This window comes from Chryseobacterium nakagawai, from assembly GCF_900637665.1.
GTDB classification, from domain to species: Bacteria; Bacteroidota; Bacteroidia; order Flavobacteriales; family Weeksellaceae; genus Chryseobacterium; species Chryseobacterium nakagawai.
Map to the genome: position 1 here is coordinate 5,186,680 of NZ_LR134386.1, position 17,810 is coordinate 5,204,489.

The 17,810-nt window shown below is 35.9% G+C and carries 15 protein-coding genes; 3 read left to right on the forward strand and 12 right to left on the reverse strand.

Annotated elements, in window-relative coordinates:
* Nucleotides 1–160 precede the first annotated feature (160 nt).
* The 10 genes from EL260_RS23530 to lpxB form a co-directional block, all read right to left on the reverse strand.
* Nucleotides 161–826: a DUF6048 family protein gene (locus EL260_RS23530; RefSeq protein WP_123857904.1), complete on the reverse strand. Its 666-nt coding sequence runs from the start codon at nt 824–826 to the stop codon at nt 161–163.
* Complete coding sequence (locus tag EL260_RS23535) at nt 792–1,244, reverse strand: DUF6452 family protein (RefSeq protein ID WP_228445584.1); 453 nt, start codon at nt 1,242–1,244, stop codon at nt 792–794. Before EL260_RS23535 ends, EL260_RS23530 begins: the two co-directional genes overlap by 35 nt.
* Nucleotides 1,245–1,298: 54 nt before the next feature.
* Nucleotides 1,299–2,711 carry a 23S rRNA (uracil(1939)-C(5))-methyltransferase RlmD gene (gene rlmD, locus EL260_RS23540; protein WP_123857906.1) on the reverse strand — a complete coding sequence of 471 codons (1,413 nt, stop codon included), beginning with the start codon at nt 2,709–2,711 and terminating at the stop codon, nt 1,299–1,301.
* 108 nt (nt 2,712–2,819) lie between these two features.
* Complete coding sequence (locus EL260_RS23545; RefSeq protein WP_123857907.1) at nt 2,820–4,349, reverse strand: TlpA family protein disulfide reductase; 1,530 nt, start codon at nt 4,347–4,349, stop codon at nt 2,820–2,822.
* A 311-nt stretch (nt 4,350–4,660) separates the two neighbouring features.
* A complete protein-coding gene (locus tag EL260_RS23550; RefSeq protein WP_068944803.1) occupies nt 4,661–5,428 on the reverse strand; it encodes a succinate dehydrogenase/fumarate reductase iron-sulfur subunit in 768 nt (255 codons plus the stop codon).
* Between the two features lie 24 nt (nt 5,429–5,452).
* Nucleotides 5,453–7,465 carry a fumarate reductase/succinate dehydrogenase flavoprotein subunit gene (locus EL260_RS23555; protein WP_123857908.1) on the reverse strand — a complete coding sequence of 671 codons (2,013 nt, stop codon included), beginning with the start codon at nt 7,463–7,465 and terminating at the stop codon, nt 5,453–5,455.
* A gap of 15 nt (nt 7,466–7,480) precedes the next feature.
* Nucleotides 7,481–8,143 carry a succinate dehydrogenase cytochrome b subunit gene (locus EL260_RS23560; RefSeq protein WP_123857909.1) on the reverse strand — a complete coding sequence of 221 codons (663 nt, stop codon included), beginning with the start codon at nt 8,141–8,143 and terminating at the stop codon, nt 7,481–7,483.
* A 128-nt stretch (nt 8,144–8,271) separates the two neighbouring features.
* On the reverse strand, nt 8,272–10,053 hold the full coding sequence (locus EL260_RS23565; RefSeq protein ID WP_228445586.1) for a ComEC/Rec2 family competence protein: 1,782 nt from the start codon (nt 10,051–10,053) through the stop codon (nt 8,272–8,274).
* Nucleotides 10,054–10,197: 144 nt separating this feature from the next.
* Nucleotides 10,198–11,289 carry a glycoside hydrolase family 99 protein gene (locus EL260_RS23570; protein ID WP_123857911.1) on the reverse strand — a complete coding sequence of 364 codons (1,092 nt, stop codon included), beginning with the start codon at nt 11,287–11,289 and terminating at the stop codon, nt 10,198–10,200.
* 34 nt (nt 11,290–11,323) lie between these two features.
* Nucleotides 11,324–12,427 (reverse strand): lipid-A-disaccharide synthase, encoded by a 1,104-nt coding sequence (gene lpxB / locus EL260_RS23575; RefSeq protein ID WP_123857912.1) that lies wholly within the window; start codon nt 12,425–12,427, stop codon nt 11,324–11,326.
* Between the two features lie 146 nt (nt 12,428–12,573).
* Here lpxB and EL260_RS23580 point away from each other — a divergent pair, with 146 nt between their 5' ends.
* Together EL260_RS23580 and EL260_RS23585 are read left to right on the forward strand one after the other, a co-directional pair.
* Nucleotides 12,574–13,083 (forward strand): DUF2480 family protein, encoded by a 510-nt coding sequence (locus EL260_RS23580; RefSeq protein ID WP_123857913.1) that lies wholly within the window; start codon nt 12,574–12,576, stop codon nt 13,081–13,083.
* Between the two features lie 208 nt (nt 13,084–13,291).
* Nucleotides 13,292–13,948 carry a DUF937 domain-containing protein gene (locus EL260_RS23585; RefSeq protein ID WP_123857914.1) on the forward strand — a complete coding sequence of 219 codons (657 nt, stop codon included), beginning with the start codon at nt 13,292–13,294 and terminating at the stop codon, nt 13,946–13,948.
* A gap of 58 nt (nt 13,949–14,006) precedes the next feature.
* Here EL260_RS23585 and EL260_RS23590 read toward each other — a convergent pair whose 3' ends face one another.
* Both EL260_RS23590 and EL260_RS23595 read right to left on the reverse strand, forming a co-directional pair.
* Nucleotides 14,007–14,126, reverse strand: coding sequence for a 30S ribosomal protein THX (locus EL260_RS23590; protein WP_123857915.1), 120 nt, complete (start codon nt 14,124–14,126; stop codon nt 14,007–14,009).
* A 194-nt stretch (nt 14,127–14,320) separates the two neighbouring features.
* Nucleotides 14,321–15,715 carry an MATE family efflux transporter gene (locus tag EL260_RS23595; protein WP_123857916.1) on the reverse strand — a complete coding sequence of 465 codons (1,395 nt, stop codon included), beginning with the start codon at nt 15,713–15,715 and terminating at the stop codon, nt 14,321–14,323.
* Nucleotides 15,716–16,012: 297 nt separating this feature from the next.
* On the opposite strand from EL260_RS23595, the gene aspS reads away from it, so the two are divergent.
* Nucleotides 16,013–17,767, forward strand: a complete 1,755-nt coding sequence (gene aspS, locus EL260_RS23600; RefSeq protein WP_123857917.1) for an aspartate--tRNA ligase — start codon at nt 16,013–16,015, stop codon at nt 17,765–17,767.
* The last annotated feature ends 43 nt before the right edge of the window (nt 17,768–17,810 follow it).

Here is a 17,810-nt window from a genome sequence, read left to right on the forward strand (position 1 = left end):
CTTTTATGACTTTACTTCATGGTGAAACTCCAAATGTTAATTTAAAAATGTTTTCTAACCAGTACCTTTTCCTTAATGGTAATCCTCATAAAAACAAATAAGCCTTGGGAAATTCCCAAGGCTTATTGATATGATAAACAATTTATTTAATGAATGTTGATTAGAATTTATAGGCAATATTCCATGCGAAACCCATATTAAATTTTGAAGAGCTTTTTCCAAATCCTGGAATAATCATTGGAGAGATATCGTCCTGTTTGGAAGTGTAAACTAAATAACGAGGTTGCAGATTTACATCTATATAAAAATTAGAGTCGAATAGTTGTACTCTTCCTCCTAAAGTACCTTCCAGCCAGAAAGAAGATTGTGATGACGCAGGAAAAGCCACAGAAGAGTTACTTCCTCCATATCCTCTAACAGGGATAGCCATATATTCCTGGTTATAAAATGATCCGCCTACTTTTCCACCTGCATAGAACCCATTGAATTCATTTTCTTTATCCGTAGCCAGCATATAAAATGCTCCAAGTTTAACAAACGGGCCATTTACTTTAGCATCATAGCCATTTTTCTGATATATATTTTTCTCGAAACCAGCTTCTGCAATAGCGTGAACATTTCCATTAATTTTTGAGGAAATAAATCCCTGATACAGTTTTCTGTCTGAAAAAAATCCAACACCTGCATTCAAAACATCAAACCCAACCATAAAATTCGGTTCATACTTCCAATGAGGCTTTTTTATTTCTTCTTTCTTTTCCTCCTGCGCACAGATTAAGATTCCTAACAGGCTAAAAAATAAGGTAAAGATTAGTCTTGTCTTCATTCAATATTTGATTTTGTCCATTTTCCACATTTTGAACCGGATCAGCAGTTATTAATGCTGAGCTTACATTCTCATATGTTTTTTTAGCACCACATCCGGGAGAGACATAGGTAGCCTTTGTAGTGTATGTTACTCTTACTTTTGATTCTTTACTTTTAGTAGATGTTTTAAAATAAATATCCGTATAAGGAGAATCATCCACTCTCAAAGGAATAAGCCTTGAATCAATATTTTTCAGCCATCCCAGATCTACCTTCCCTGAGCCATAATCTACAGCCACAGATAATGAATCCAGCGTTCTCTCCTTTCCCGAATCTGCTGTTTTAAAAGCAACCTTCATTCTTGGTGTACCTTCACCGCTTTCACAGATGTCATCATCGCTGCCACATGAAAAGAACATTCCAACCAAGCAAAGCATTATGAGAAATTTAAAATACTTCATACTAAAGATTTGAACTCAAATTTAATTAATTTATTTTTTAATCAGCAATGCTATATTTTCCACATGATGCGTTTGTGGGAACATATCAACCGGTAATATCTTTACTACAGTATAGTGTTCTTTCATCAATGCCAGATCTCTCGCCTGAGTTGCTGAATTACAACTTACATACACTACTTTCTCCGGAGCTAATTTCAAGATTTGCTCTACTACTTTTTGGTGCATTCCATCTCTTGGAGGATCCGTAATCAGGACATCTGCTTTAGGATGATTCTCCATAAATTCGTCGTTAAAGACATTTTTCATATCTCCACAATAGAAAGTTGTATTGGTAAGACCATTTAATTCAGCATGCTCAATGGCTGCATTAATGGCTTCCTGAACAGATTCTATCCCAATTACCTGTTTTGCATTTCTTGCCACATACTGAGCAATGGTTCCTGTTCCGGTATATAAGTCATATACCACTTCATCTCCTTTTAGATCTGCAAACTCAAGGGTTTTTCTGTATAACTCCAAAGCCTGCTTATAGTTGGTCTGGAAGAATGATTTTGGTCCGATTTTAAACTTCAGCCCGTCCATTTCTTCCATTAAATATCCCTCACCAAAATATACATTAATATCCAGATCATAGATTGAGTCATTGGCTTTTGGATTAATAGCATATACTAATGTTTTGATCTGTGGAAACTTCTCCAGAATGAAGGCGAAAAGTTTCTCTCTGTTTTCTTTTTCTTCTCTAAATAGCTGGAATAATACCATCCATTCTCCTTTAGAGTTTTGTCTCATCATTAAGGTTCTAAGGAATCCTTCATGGTTTCTTACATCAAAGAAATCTAGTCCGTTTTCAACAGCATATCCTTTTACAGCCAATCTTATTGCATTGGATGGATCTTCCTGCAGGAAACATTCTTTTAGGTCTAAAATCTTACTCCACATTCCCGGAATATGGAATCCTAAAGCGTCTTTACTTCCGAAATTCTCTTCAGAACTGATCTCATACTGAGTAAGCCATCTTGCATTGGAGAAAGAAAACTCCATTTTATTTCTATAAAAATACTGTTCTTGTGAACCTAGAATGGATACAGTTTCGAAATCTTCGATCCCTCCAATTCTTTTGATATTGTTATATACTTCTTCCTGTTTAAAATCAAGTTGTTTTTCATAGCTCATATTTTGCCACTTACACCCACCGCAAGTTCCAAAGTGAACACATTTTGGTTCTGTTCTGAAAGGAGATTTTTCCAAAACATCTACTGCTTCTCCTTCATAATATTTGGATTTGGCTTTTTTCACTCTTACATTCACAATATCTCCCGGAATTGCTCCTGAAACCAATACTGTTTTTCCGTCTTCTGTTTTTCCGATAGCCACTCCTTTTGCTCCGGCAGTTAACAGCTTTATATTTTCAAGAACTAAATTTTTCTTATTCTTTCTGCTCATTCTAAAATTTTCTATTTTCCTAATTGAAACTTTAAAAGTTTCATTTTGCAAAAATACAATAAAAAAAACCTTATCCGAGGATAAGGTTCTGATCTATATTAAAGTTTATTATTTTGTAGGTACTGGTTGTGGATTTGCAGACTGTGGTGCAGTAGGGTCAATCTGTAACTGTTGCTGCATTTGTGCATTCGGATCTACTTTTGGAGCGGCAAGCCCTGTTAGTTTATCTAGAATGGTTACAAATTCCTGTTCACCAAGGTTTACAAATGATCTGCTGGCAATTTTCCCGTCTTTATCAACGATTACAAAGCAAGGCAATTTAAATCCGTATACTCCATATTTTTTAGCAATCTCAGACTCCATTCCTTTTTCTCCGTAAACATTTACTCCCGGAATACCTTTTAATAATGAATTGCTTGTTTTGATAAACTGATCTTTTGTATCATCTACATTCACAAAAACAAAGTTCATTTTAGATTTGTAGAAATTAACAACTTCTTTTAAAACCGGTACTGTAGCCTCACCAATATATGGATTCCATGAAGCGTAGAAAAACAACATATAAGGTTTTCCTTTGTTTTCAGAAAGTTTGTATGCTTTTCCATCCTGTTTTACTAATGCTGCTTCCGGAGCTGCTTCTCCAATCTTAAGTCCTGTAATTGCCATTTGCATTTTCAACAGGTCACTTTTAATGGTAGCATCTTTGATATCTGTATCAATAAGTTTTTTGATTTTATCAATATTAGCAGTAGTTGTTGTTGGATGAATATCAGCCTGAGCCATTACAAATGCTAAAAGATAATCTTTTGCTGTTTGAGAGATATCTTTTTTAGTTCCCAAATATTTAGCAAACATTTCTGAAGTGGTAATTCCCGTTTTGTTTTTACTGTTTGCCTCTGCATATTTTTGGAAATCAGGAGTCATTTTTACAAGAAGATATTGTCTGTAAAGTGGAATAGTTTTTACCATTGCCTCTTTATCATTATCTAATTTGGCCTCATAATCTGTTAAAGCCTTAGAAGCTTTATAAGATGGGTTTCCAGCCATTGTTCCATGAGACATTTCATAATTGGCAAGAAGGTTAAGAATGGTTACTTTAACATCGTTTTTCTTCCAATTCAAAAGAGCTTTACTAGGATTATTTTTAGCCGCAAGATCATCAACATTTTTATTGATATCTGCTTCTACTTTTTGCATGCCTTTAACGAATGCTGCTTCATCACCGGCCATTAATTGTCTTAAATCAATTTTATTTCCATAGTCGCCTAAGAACTTCTGGCTTGCTGTAAGAAAATCATTATTCTTCTTAGCATCACCGGTAATCACATATTCATTCGGGAATGTCATTGCATTTCCTGAAATATTTACTTTTTGTCCTCCTTCAAGGTAGATCAGGTTTTGTTTGTTGGCATAATTGATAACATACATTCCGTCTTTAGGTGCTTCAAAGCTTCCAGAAAAGTTACCATCTTTATCCAGACCGATATTAATTAAAGGCAATGTTCCTACTCCGGAAGCTTCTACAAATTCGATTCTTTCTAATGGTGAACTTCCTGTAATTTTTCCTTTTACTTCTACTTTTTTTGAACAAGACATCACGAAAATCGCGATGATAAACAATAAAAGATATTTTTTCATTTCAATTTTTAATATTACACAAAAATACGCTTTTTAGGGCATGTTAATTAACACTGATAATTTTTTTTAAAAATTTTATTATTACCAATAAAAAAGGACATTTGAATTATGCTATCTATCAATTTTTTACCGGTAAAAAACAATGAAAATGATGTGTTTTTTCATCATCTAACTGCCCTCCAAATATATACTTATTCAGCAAAGTAAACCTATATTTTACTGATAAGTTAACAAACTTTAACAGCTAAAACATCTATTAAAAAAAAATCGCCCCCGAAACGAGAGCGATTTTTAAATATTTTGAATCAATTCTATCCTTGATCTACAAGAGCAGACATGTATTCTCTGTTCATTCTTGCGATATTCTCAAGAGAAATACCTTTAGGGCATTCAACTTCACAAGCACCCGTATTTGAACAGTTTCCGAATCCTTCTTCATCCATAGCTTTCACCATGTTCAGAACTCTTCTCTTAGCTTCTACTCTACCTTGAGGAAGTAATGCATACTGAGAAACTTTAGCTCCAACGAATAGCATTGCTGATCCGTTCTTACATGTTGCTACACAAGCTCCACATCCGATACAAGCTGCTGCATCCATTGCTTTATCTGCATCTTCTTTAGGAACAGGAATAGCGTTAGCATCCAGTGTATTACCTGAAGTATTTACCGAAATAAAACCACCTGCAGCCATTACTCTATCGAATGCGCTTCTGTCTACCATTAAGTCTTTGATAACAGGGAAAGCTGCACTTCTCCAAGGTTCAATAACGATTGTCTCACCATCTTTGAACATTCTCATGTGAAGCTGACAAGTAGTAATACCTGTATCAGGACCATGAGCTCTACCATTGATATAAAGAGAACACATACCGCAAATACCTTCACGACAGTCGTGATCAAAAGCGATAGGTTCTTTACCTTCGTTAATTAAATTTTCGTTCAGAATATCCAACATCTCCAGGAATGAAGAATCTGTAGATACATCTGATATTTTATAGGTCTCAAACTGACCTTTAGTTTTACTATTTTTTTGTCTCCAAATTTTCAGCGTAAGATGTAAGCCTTTTTTTGCACTCATAATGTTATATTTATAGGTTGGAGATTATTTATAACTTCTTGTTTTAACCTCGATGTTGTCATATATCAGTTCTTCTTTATGCAATACTTCCGCATTGATATTTTCTCCCTGATATTCCCAAGCTCCGACGTATTTGAAATTTACGTCGTCTCTTTCCGCTTCTCCATCCGGAGTAGCGTGATCCCAACGGAAATGACCACCACAAGATTCTTCTCTGTTTAACGCATCGATAGCCATTAGCTGTCCTAGTTCAAGGAAGTCTGCCACTCTGAATGCTTTTTCAAGCTCAGTGTTCATCCCATCACCTTCTCCAGGTACTTTTACGTTCTTCCAGAAGTCGTTTCTTACTTCTTCAATTTCTTTGATTGCTTCTTTTAATCCTTCAGGAGTTCTACCCATTCCCACTTTATTCCACATAATGTGTCCTAGTTTCTTGTGGAAATGATCTACTGAGTGAGTTCCCTTATTATTAATGAAGAAATCAACTTTATCTTTAATTCCTTTCTCAGCTTCGTCAAACGCTGCTGAATTAGTAGGAATAGCTCCTGTTCTGATGTCTGCAGAAAGGTAATCTGCGATTGTGTAAGGAAGTACGAAATATCCGTCTGCAAGACCTTGCATCAATGCTGATGCTCCCAATCTGTTAGCTCCGTGATCTGAGAAGTTGGCTTCACCAATTACGAAACATCCTGGGATGGTAGACTGAAGGTTATAATCAACCCATACACCTCCCATTGTATAGTGAACTGCAGGATAGATTTTCATTGGCGTTTTGTAAGGATCATCAGCAGTAATTTTTTCGTACATTACGAATAAGTTACCATATTTCTCCTCAACCCAACTCTTACCAAGATCATAGATCTGCTGATCTGTAGGATTATGAATATGTTTTTCGATAGCAGCTTCTTTACCTTTTTTCATGATCTCTGTAGAGAAATCAAGGTAAACACCTTCTTGAGTATCATTATTTTCGATTCCGAATCCAGCATCACATCTTTCCTTAGCAGCTCTTGACGCAACGTCTCTAGGTACAAGGTTACCGAATGCAGGATATCTTCTTTCTAAATAATAATCTCTATCTTCTTCTTTAATATTTTCAGGTCTTAATTTACCCTCTCTGATGGCTACAGAGTCTTCAATCTTTTTAGGAACCCAGATTCTTCCTGAGTTTCTTAATGATTCAGACATCAAAGTTAATTTAGACTGCTGAGTCCCGTGAACCGGAATACAAGTCGGGTGAATCTGTACGTAACAAGGGTTTGCGAAGTAAGCTCCTTTTTTGTGGATCTTCCAAGCTGCGGAAACGTTAGATCCCATTGCGTTGGTAGAAAGGAAATATACATTTCCGTATCCTCCTGAAGCAATTACTACTGCGTGAGCAGAGTGTCTTTCGATTTCACCTGTTACGAGGTTTCTTGCAATAATTCCTCTTGCTTTTCCATCAACAATTACCAGGTCAAGCATTTCATGACGGTTGTACATCTTGATTCTTCCTTTACCGATTTGACGGCTCATTGAAGAATATGCTCCTAATAATAACTGCTGTCCTGTTTGTCCTTTTGCGTAGAATGTTCTTTTTACCTGAACCCCACCAAATGAACGGTTATCTAACTGGCCACCGTAATCTCTACCAAAAGGAACCCCTTGGGAAACACATTGGTCAATAATATTTGCAGAAACTTCTGCTAATCTGTAAACGTTAGCTTCTCTTGCTCTATAGTCACCCCCTTTAATGGTATCATAGAATAATCTGTAGGTAGAGTCACCATCTCCCTGGTAATTCTTAGCTGCATTGATCCCTCCCTGAGCTGCAATAGAGTGAGCCCTTCTTGGAGAATCCTGGTAGCAGAATGCTTTCACATTGTATCCTTGCTCAGCTAAAGTAGCTGCCGCAGAACCTCCTGCTAAACCTGTCCCTACAACAATAATATCAATCTTATCTCTGTTGTTTGGTGCAACAAGGTTCATATGATCTTTATGATTTTTCCACTTGTCTTTAAGAGGACCCGCTGGAATTCTTGAATCTAATTTACTCATACTAGTATACTGATATTATTGAGTTATAAAATGATAAACTGCCACAATGATAAATCCTGCCGGAATAAGGATAGAGTACCATGTTCCGAAAGCCTTAATCACGGGCGTATATTTTGGATGTCTTGCTCCAATAGATTGGAATGAAGACTGGAATCCGTGAGCTAAGTGTAAGCCCAATAGTACAAAAGAGATCACGTATAAAGCAACTCTCCAAAGGTCAGCAAACTTCTCATGAAGCTCTGGCCAGAAACGTTCTGAATCAGGAGCTATTCCCTCTACATACTTATAATTGATTTCATGTAGCCAGAAATCATATAAGTGAAGCGCCAGGAAAGCCAACACAACTGCCCCTGAAATAATCATATTTCTGGACATCCATGAAGAATTTACAGCAGCATCGTTTGATGCATACTTTACTGGACGCGCTTTATTATTCTTGATCTCCAATACAAATCCCATCGCAAAATGGAAAATTACTGCAAAACCAAGAATAGGCTGCATTAAGAACTGCACAAAAGGATTATAGCCCATAAACTCAGATGCTGTATTGAATGCATCCCTGTTTAGAACTGATAACAAATTGGTTGTCAAATGCAGTATAAGAAAAATCAGCAAAAACATAGCTGATAATGCCATAGCGTATTTTCTACCTATCGTAGAACTCGTTAAACCTGCCATATAAGTTTAAATTTGAATTTCCCACAAAATTAAGAAATGTTAACAAGATCGAAAAGTGAGAAATCTCACAATTAGACAGTTTGTAATCTTTCTAAATAAGAGCCTTGTACGTTATAAATCAAAAAAAACTATTTTTTTGATTTTATATCATAAACATAATCGCCAAAAACTATTTTTTTAGTTGAGGAAGGAATCTGTTTCATTTCAAAATATTCTATTCTTCTGGAAGAACAATAAGGTTCGATGATAAATTGTAAAACCTTTTCTCTGTTTGCCTTATCCGAAATCCAAAAACATACTTTATTTCCTTTCTTTACTGAAAGAACTTCATTTTTGCTAATGGAATGAATAAGCACTTCTTCTCTCTGATTTTCAATAATATTACTTCCAGTCCTTATCATAAAAAATGTTAAAACAGCAATGATAAAGTTCATGGTGTTTTTAAAGTTTAATTTTAAAATCAATCCTCTTAGCAAATATACCGCTAATGATATGGACAACACTTCAATCAGGTTCATGGAAATGTTTTTAATCAATACCATATCTGCTCCGGCAAACCCGTGAATAATCTTCAGAAGCACCTGTATAACAATATCATAAACTTTATCAACAAAGCCAAGATCAAGACCAAAGGCAATAAGAAGCGTCATCATAAATGAAAATACAATAATCACTTCAGAAAAAGGAACAATGATAAAGTTGGCTATAATTGAGATAAATGAAAATTGATGGAAGTAATACAGTACCAACGGAATTGTGGCCAACTGTGCGGATAAGGATATTGTAATCGTATTAAAGATCAATTTTTTAAAATAGTTATCAGCTCTCGGAAAATATTTCAAAAGGGGTTGATTCAACCAAAAGATCCCTAATACCGCCACAAAACTAAGCTGAAACCCTACGTCAAAAAGCTGCTGAGTATCCAACATCAGAATAATAAATGCCGACAACGCCAATGAGTGCAAGAGATCAGGCTTTCTCTGTAATAAAACAAACATAAAATACACACTCAACATGATACAGGACCTCAGCACTGAGTTTCCAAATCCGATAAACAAAGCAAATAGCCAAATAAAAACTAAACTGAAAATAATCGAATATTTTCTGAGTTTTAAAGGTATACAACGAGCCATCAAAAAATAAAAGAGTCCAAAAATAATTACGATATGAGTTCCTGAAATAGCTAATAGGTGAACCAGGCCAGATTTATTAAAATCCTGTACAGTAACCACATCCATTTCTGTCCGGTCTGCCAGGATAATTCCTTTTAAAAATTCTTTGGTATTCCCAGACATTTCCGTTTTGCCAATTTTCTTTAGAACATAGGCTCTGTATTGTTTAATCTGCTCTATAAAACTCAAATCATTTCGCTCTATAGAAGAAAGATCTGTTGAAATATAAGTTTGATAATCAATGTTCTTTCGTTTCAGATATTGGGCATAGTTAAACTGAAAATCATATTGAGGCTGTTGAGCTTCGGCAATGTAAGCTTCAGCTTTGTAATAGTGTTGATAATCTAATTCTTCATGTTTTTTCGCAATGTAAATCATCGAATTAAAACTCTCTTCTCCTAATTGGGCAATCCCTTCATATTTTTTATACTTTTCTGTCGAATTTAATTTCTGGGAAATTTTAAAAATAATGGTCTCACTTTTATTCACAGGAATTTTCACCTTTTGAGACAAAGAATTAAAGGAATGAAAAACCATACCTATTCCGAAGAACAATATCCCAAGCAGAATACTTTTGACTTTATGCAGAAAATAAGTATTGAAAAACAGCGAAATTAAAATCCCAATATTAATAATAGCGGCACCATAAATCCATCCTTTCCCCAATAAAAACTTATCCTGAAAAAAAATTCCAAGAATAAAGCATATAACTAAGATCACTAGAGGTTCCTTATTCAAATCCAATCAATTATATCACCAATATAGGAGATTTAATATTGAATTGCTACCACTGCAATTACTAAATAAAACACCCTGTAACCTTCAGAGAGATTAACAGGGCGCTTATTTTTTTGCTATGAAATTACGTTTACACTAAAAGTTTTACTTTCCTTTCAAAAACTTGTCTGTCAAACGTTTTGTTTCTTTAATGTACATCCATGGATCTTTTCCATAATCTTCGTAGATGAAGTCTCCTATCTTTTTAGGAATTGCAGGTTCTATTTGGGTTCCTTCGTGCCATTCATTAAATGATGTAATTGCTATAAATTCAGGATTAACTTTAATGGCAGCATCAAACATTCTTTCATAATACTTACCATTATCCCTACTTTTAAAATTAGCTTCATTCCAAGGTCTGATTCTTGTATCTGAATAGCCAGGACCAACACATGGAATAAAAATAAGATGATGATCTTTTGCATATTGAGCCATAAAATTCCAATTGGAAGTTGTGCTTCCATACACAAAACCTTCACTGGCAAAATAAGTGTAAAAACCATCAAATCCGGTTGTATTGAAAAATGCAGAATCTTTTTCTTCTACCCATAATCCAATATATAATGCATCCAGTTCCGTATTGCGTACCGTCTTCTCTCCATTTTCAGAAAGCAACTTTGACCATTCTTCCGGAGCTATTTTATAACTGTCATACACGTAATACAGAGGTTTTCCGTTTTTTTTATAAAAAGCATGATGATGGCCATATGTTTTAACAAGATAAGAAAGCTGCTCTCTAAACTCTGTAATTGATTTATAGAAAGGCTCTATATGAAATGCTATTTTCAAATTAAAACGGTCTGCAATGTCCAGATACTTCATCAAGCTTTTATCAGTAAAAGAATCTTTTCCCAACCAACTCACCACCACAACCCCTACACCAGAATCTTTAATCATCTTCATGTGCTTCTCTATGATTGCTTTATCATTGGAGCTATAATTACCTAATGCCGGATAAAAGTTGGCACCAATATCATCCCCACCTTTGTGATTCTCAAGATTATTCCATTTAGGATTGCTCCAGTGCGGAATAATTTCATGATTCCAATGCTGAAGACTGCCATCAGTTTTTTGGTTTCCATACCAGCCATAATAGAAAATCTGCACTTTATCTTTAGATGAAGCTTCTTTTTGAGCAAAACTTATTGAAAAAATTACACAGGCAATTAATAATAGAAAATTCTTTACATGTTTCATTGTAATAGAGGAATTATATTTTCGTAGCTTATTCTCAGACTTTTAAAATGACCTCAGCTGCATGATCACTGGCTCCGCTCCCCCCAAGCTTTTCTCTCAAAAGGCTATAGTCGTTCAGAACCTGCTCTCTTTTTCCTCCTTCTAAAATTTTGTTGAGTTCTGCTACCAGATTTTTTGTATTAAGATCACTTTGAATAAGCTCTTTCACTACTTCCCGATCCATGATAAGGTTCACTAATGAAATATAGTTGATATTTTTAACCAATCTTTTGGCAATAGCATAGGAAACGGCACTTCCGCGATAACAAACCACTTCAGGAATATTCAGCAAAGCCGTTTCTAATGTGGCTGTTCCGGAAGTTACGAGAGCGGCCTTTGAGCATCTCAGCAGATCATACGTTCTATTTGAAACAAAGTGTACATTATCATCCACATATTTCTCATAAAATTCTTTAGGAAGACTAGGAGCTCCGGCAATAACAAACTGATAGTTTTTAAAATGTGGCCTTACAGAAAGCATGATTTCAAGCATTTTTTCAACCTCCTGTTTTCTGGAGCCTGGTAAAAGTGCTATGATTTCTTTTTCGTTCAATCCATTTTCTTTCTTAAAACCATCAATATTGATTTCCTCTAAATCAGAGATTGCATCCAGCAAAGGGTGCCCAACAAAGTGTGAATGTACACCATGTTTTCTGTAAAATTCTTCCTCAAACGGAAGAATTACCATCATTTCATCCACATATTTTTTAACAGTCTCTACTCTACCTTCTTTCCAGGCCCAAAGTTGTGGTGAAATATAATAAACCACCTTAATACCCAATTCTTTGGCAAACCTGGCAATCCTAAGATTAAACCCCGGATAATCCACCAGAATTAAGACATCAGGTCTGTTGTTCTGAATATCTTCTTTACAGAATTTAATATTATTTAAAATCGTTCTCAGGTTCATGACTACTTCCAAAAATCCCATGAATGCAAGATCACGATAATGTTTTACCAATGTTCCGCCTTGATCTTTCATCAGATCGCCGCCCCAAAATCTGAACTCCGCATTTGAATCCTTTTGTTTAAGAGCTTTCATCAAATTACTTCCATGAAGATCACCGGAAGCCTCTCCTGCAATAATGTAATATTTCATTTCTTCCGAAATCTTTAATTGTTTTAACAACCAATAAAAACAACCATTTACTTTAAATCATGGGCAGTTTCTATGGTAAGAATAGAGAACAAATTAAAATGTATATTGATCTTAATTCGTAAATTTGTTCAAAGATAATGATAAAAATGTCAGAAGAATTTGAAATCCGAAATAAAGTTGCTGAAAGCGGCCTTGTGAATTTTGACCTTACCACTTTGCTTCCAAAGGGGGAAAGAAAGGGTATTGACCTTAAAGATTTTCTTTTCCAGGAAATGATTTTGAAGGAAAAAGATTTCCGTGAAAAAGTGGAGGCCATCAACGTTGAAGAATATAGAGACTGCTACCTTTATATATATAATTCTGTAGATACTATTATTCCGCTTTGGGCTTATTTTGTATTAACGGCTAAGCTTACGGATGTATCCAAAAAAATCGTATTTGGAAACCGTGAAGATTTGGAAGTTATTTTGATGCATAATGCGATCCAGACCTATGATTTTGAAGACATGAGAGGCAAAAGGGTTCTGGTAAAAGGATGTTCAGATAAAGAAATTCCTGAAAACGCTTATATTGAGTTGGTAGAGCAGCTGAAACCTATTGTAAAATCTCTGATGTTTGGAGAAGCGTGCTCTAATGTTCCTATCATAAAGAACTAAGACTCAGACAGAAATTTTATACTTTATTGTTATAAATTTCCTCTCTTCTATTTTGTTTTGCTGAGGGTTTATCTTTTCGAGAAAAATCCATAGACTATTTCAAATGGGAGATCAGAAAAACTTTAACAATAATTATGAATCCGGAGTATTTTATCAGGCACATTTTTTGATAACTTTGAGTCAATTAATACTTTAACAAACACAAACAATGAGCTTATTAGACCTACTTACAGGGAACACTAGCAACCAGGTTGCTGAACAGGCTGAAAACAAATTCGGAATCAATAGAAACCAGGTAATTGCTTTATTGGCAGTAGCTACTCCTCTCATCATTTCTTATTTAAGAAATAAATCTCAGGATGCTAAAGAAGCGGAAGCATTAAACAGTGCTTTAGACAAAGACCACAATGGAAGTATCTTAAATGATCCTTCACAAATTGAAGCCAGACAGGCTGAGGGTGGATCTATCCTTGACCACATCTTCGGTGGACAAAAGAGTACAGTAGAAAACCAGCTATCACAAAATACAGGAATTTCAATAGATAAGATAGGGCCTATTCTTGCCATGTTGGCACCTGTTGTAATGGGATATATTGGTCAACAAAAACAACAAAGCAACGTTGGAGCAGGAGGTTTAGGAGACCTTTTGGGCGGAATCTTAGGAAGCGCTTCTAATCAGGCACAAGCTCAACAATCTAACCCATTAAATGACATTCTTGGAAGTGTTTTGGGGAATAATGGACAAGCTCAGTCATCAGGAAATCCATTGAATGATATCTTAGGAAGCGTACTTGGTGGTGGAAATCAGCAACAGCAAGGCGGCGGCGGATTAGGAAGCATCCTTGGAAATATTTTCGGAAAATAATTAATTTAATTTTTAATAAAAAAGGGCGGAGAAAAATTTCTCCGCCCTTTTTGTATCATTACTTTTTAGATTTCTCTTCAGAGGCTACAAAAGATTTTGAAGCTTTTCTAGGCCTTCTTTTTCCATAGTTTCCAGAATTGATCTTACCTCGTCTTGATTTTTTGTCTCCTTTTCCCATAGTAATAAATATTTGTTGTTATTACGAATTTAGGAAATACCTGATTAATATCCAATTATAAAAGCTGTTAAAGTTTTTATAAGAAGGCAATATTGAGACTGTAAGATGGAAGTTCTGCCAGTCGTTAATTCCACATTACAACGATAAATTTATTACCATAAAGACTGTGTTTATCGATATTTAACTTTCATAAATTACACCTTGATTGTCTTCCATTTTCCTTTTCTAAACAAGATAAAAGCGACAACCGTAATCAGAGCCTCTGCTGCAGGAATTGAAATAAATACTCCTTTCGGTCCCATTTCCAGATACTTGGAAAGAAAATAAGCTAAGGGAATCTGAAACAGCCAAAACCCGAAAAGATTCACCCATGTTGGCGTCCATGTATCTCCTGCTCCATTGAAGGCATTAATCATCACCATTCCAATTCCGTAGAATATAAAACCTATACTCATGATATGAAGTGCATTTTTAGCAAAATTCTTAATCTCAACATCCTGGGTAAAAAAGCTCACTAAGAAATTACCGAAAAGAACAAATATTAAACTTACGATCACCATGAAAATCACATTATATTTTACCGTTTTCATCACAGACTGTTCTGCCCTCAACATTTCATTCGCCCCCATATTCTGTCCCACTAACGTGGATGCCGCATTACTAAGCCCCCAGGCCGGAAGCATAAAGAACATCATTAATCGTAAGGCAGTCTGATAACCTGCAGAGGCATTTTCACCTCCTGTAGTGGCTACCAGCTCTGCAAGGAAGATCCAGCTGCATGATGCAATCACAAATTGGAAGATTCCCGGAGTGGCTATTTTTATGATCGATTTAATTAACCCATAATCTGCTTTAAAATAAGGAAGCTTAATCCGGATTTGTGTATCTGCTACTAAAAGATGATACAATTGATAGAGTACTCCAATACTTCTTCCAATAGTCGTTGCCAACGCAGCTCCTGTAAGGCCCATAGCAGGAATAGGTCCAAAGCCTTTAATCAAAATAGGGCAAAGAATGATGTTGGCAATATTAGCAATCCATAAGCTTTTCATTGCTATCATGGCATTACCTGCTCCTCTAAAAATCCCATTGATAAGGAATAAAAGCATAATAATGGTACTGCTTCCCATCATAATTCTCGTAAAATCTTTTCCATAGGCAGCTGCCTCCGGTCTTGATCCCATCAGGATCAGAATTTCTTCGGCGTACACAACACCTAAAATACTTAAAACAAGAGTTATTACGAATGAGACCAACAATACCTGTGCGGCACTCCGGGAAGCTTGTTCCGGATTTTTCTCACCAATTCTTCTCGCTACCATTGCCGTTGCCGCCATACTCATTCCAATGGCAATAGAGTACATAATGGAAAGCACAGACTCCGTAAGTCCTACGGTCTGAATCGCAAAGCCACTCTCTTTCAAATGTCCCACAAAATAGAGGTCAACCAGTGCAAATACTGACTCCATCGCCATTTCTAGCATCATCGGTATAGCCAGAAGCAAAACGGCACTCCTGATGTTTACCTTCGTAAAATCGGTTTCTTCTCCTCTAAAGGCTTTCTTGAAAAAGTCAATATATCTGGTCATTTCTTTGGTTATAATTTTATTATCCTCAAAAATACAAATCTGTATCGGAGTAAGTCTTAGCAATTGACAATAAAAATTAATAAGAAGTTTTTTTATTTATAAAACCTGCAAAAATCTTATCTTTGCCAACGAAAAAAAAGAGGTTATATCAAAAGTTTCATTCTGAACGAAATGAAATACAGTAAAGAATCTTAAGCATTTGATTCTTAGAGATTATTCAGCAAGCTCAGAATAACAAAAATCAATTTCAACAACTTTTGAGACGGTCTCTAAACATTGAACTTTAAACAAATAATTATGTTTCGATCACACACCAACGGAGAGCTATCTCTGAAAAATCTGAATGAAGAAGTTACACTATCAGGATGGGTACAGACTATCCGTGATAAAGGATTTATGATTTGGGTAGATCTTCGAGATCGTTACGGAATTACCCAGCTGGTATTTGACCAGGAGCGTTCTTCTGCACAATTGATGGAAGAAGCTAAAAAATTAGGCCGTGAATTCGTTATTCAGGCTACCGGAAAAGTAATTGAGAGAGTAAGTAAAAATCCTAATATTCCTACAGGGGAAATTGAAATTTTAGTTGAAAAACTAACGATTCTGAACGATTCTCAGCTTCCTCCTTTCACTATTGAAGATGAAACTGACGGTGGAGAGGAATTAAGAATGAAATACCGTTATCTGGATATCAGAAGAAATCCGGTAAAAGATAAATTGATCTTCCGTCACAAGATGGCTCAGAAAGTAAGAAATTATTTATCTGATGAAGGTTTCATCGAAGTGGAAACTCCTGTTTTGATTAAATCTACTCCGGAAGGAGCAAGAGACTTCGTTGTTCCAAGCAGAATGAACCCGGGACAGTTTTATGCATTGCCACAGTCTCCACAGACTTTCAAACAGCTTTTGATGGTAGGTGGAATGGATAAATACTTCCAGATTGTAAAATGTTTCCGTGATGAGGATTTAAGAGCAGACAGACAGCCGGAATTTACACAGATCGACTGCGAGATGGCTTTTGTAGAACAGGAAGATGTAATGAATGTTTTCGAAGGAATGACCAAAACGCTTATCAAAGACATTACAGGTCAGGAATTCGGTGATTTCCCAAGAATGACATTCGCAGAAGCGATGCAGAAATATGGAAATGACAAACCGGACATCCGTTTCGGAATGGAATTCGTAGAGCTTAACGAACTTGTAAAAGGAAAAGACTTTAAGATATTTGATGAAGCTGAATTGGTTGTCGGAATCAATGTAGAAGGATGTGCAGACTATACAAGAAAGCAGATTGATGAACTTGTAGATTGGGTGAAGCGTCCACAGGTTGGAGCTTCAGGAATGGTTTGGGCAAAATTCCAGCATGATGGAGTAAAAACCTCATCAGTAAACAAATTCTACAACGAAGAGGACTTAGCAAAAATCATTGAGAAATTCGGAGCGAAAGAAGGTGACTTAATGTTGATTCTTTCCGGAAACGAAAACAAAGTAAGAGCTCAGCTTTCTGCTTTGAGAATGGAGCTTGGAAACCGCTTAGGATTAAGAAAAGGAAATGTATTTGCACCACTTTGGGTGGTTGACTTCCCTCTATTGGAATGGGATGAGGATACTGAAAGATTCCATGCCATGCACCACCCTTTCACCTCTCCAAAACCTGAAGATATTCACTTATTGGAAACTGATCCCGGAAAAGCAAGAGCCAACGCTTACGATATGGTACTTAACGGTAACGAAATCGGAGGTGGATCTATCAGAATTTTCGACAGAGATCTTCAATCTAAAATGTTTGACCTGTTAGGATTCTCAAAAGAAGAAGCAGAAGCTCAGTTTGGATTCTTAATGAATGCATTTAAATACGGAGCACCACCACACGGTGGTCTGGCATTCGGATTTGACCGTTTAGTAGCTATTCTGGATGGAAACGAGGTAATCAGAGATTATATTGCATTCCCTAAGAACAATTCTGGGCGTGACGTGATGATTGATGCGCCAGCTTCTATTGCTGATGCACAGCTCGATGAATTAGAGTTAAAATTAGATTTAAAAGCATAAATTTAAAGCGGGGCAAATGCCCCGCTTTTTTATACTATGAAAA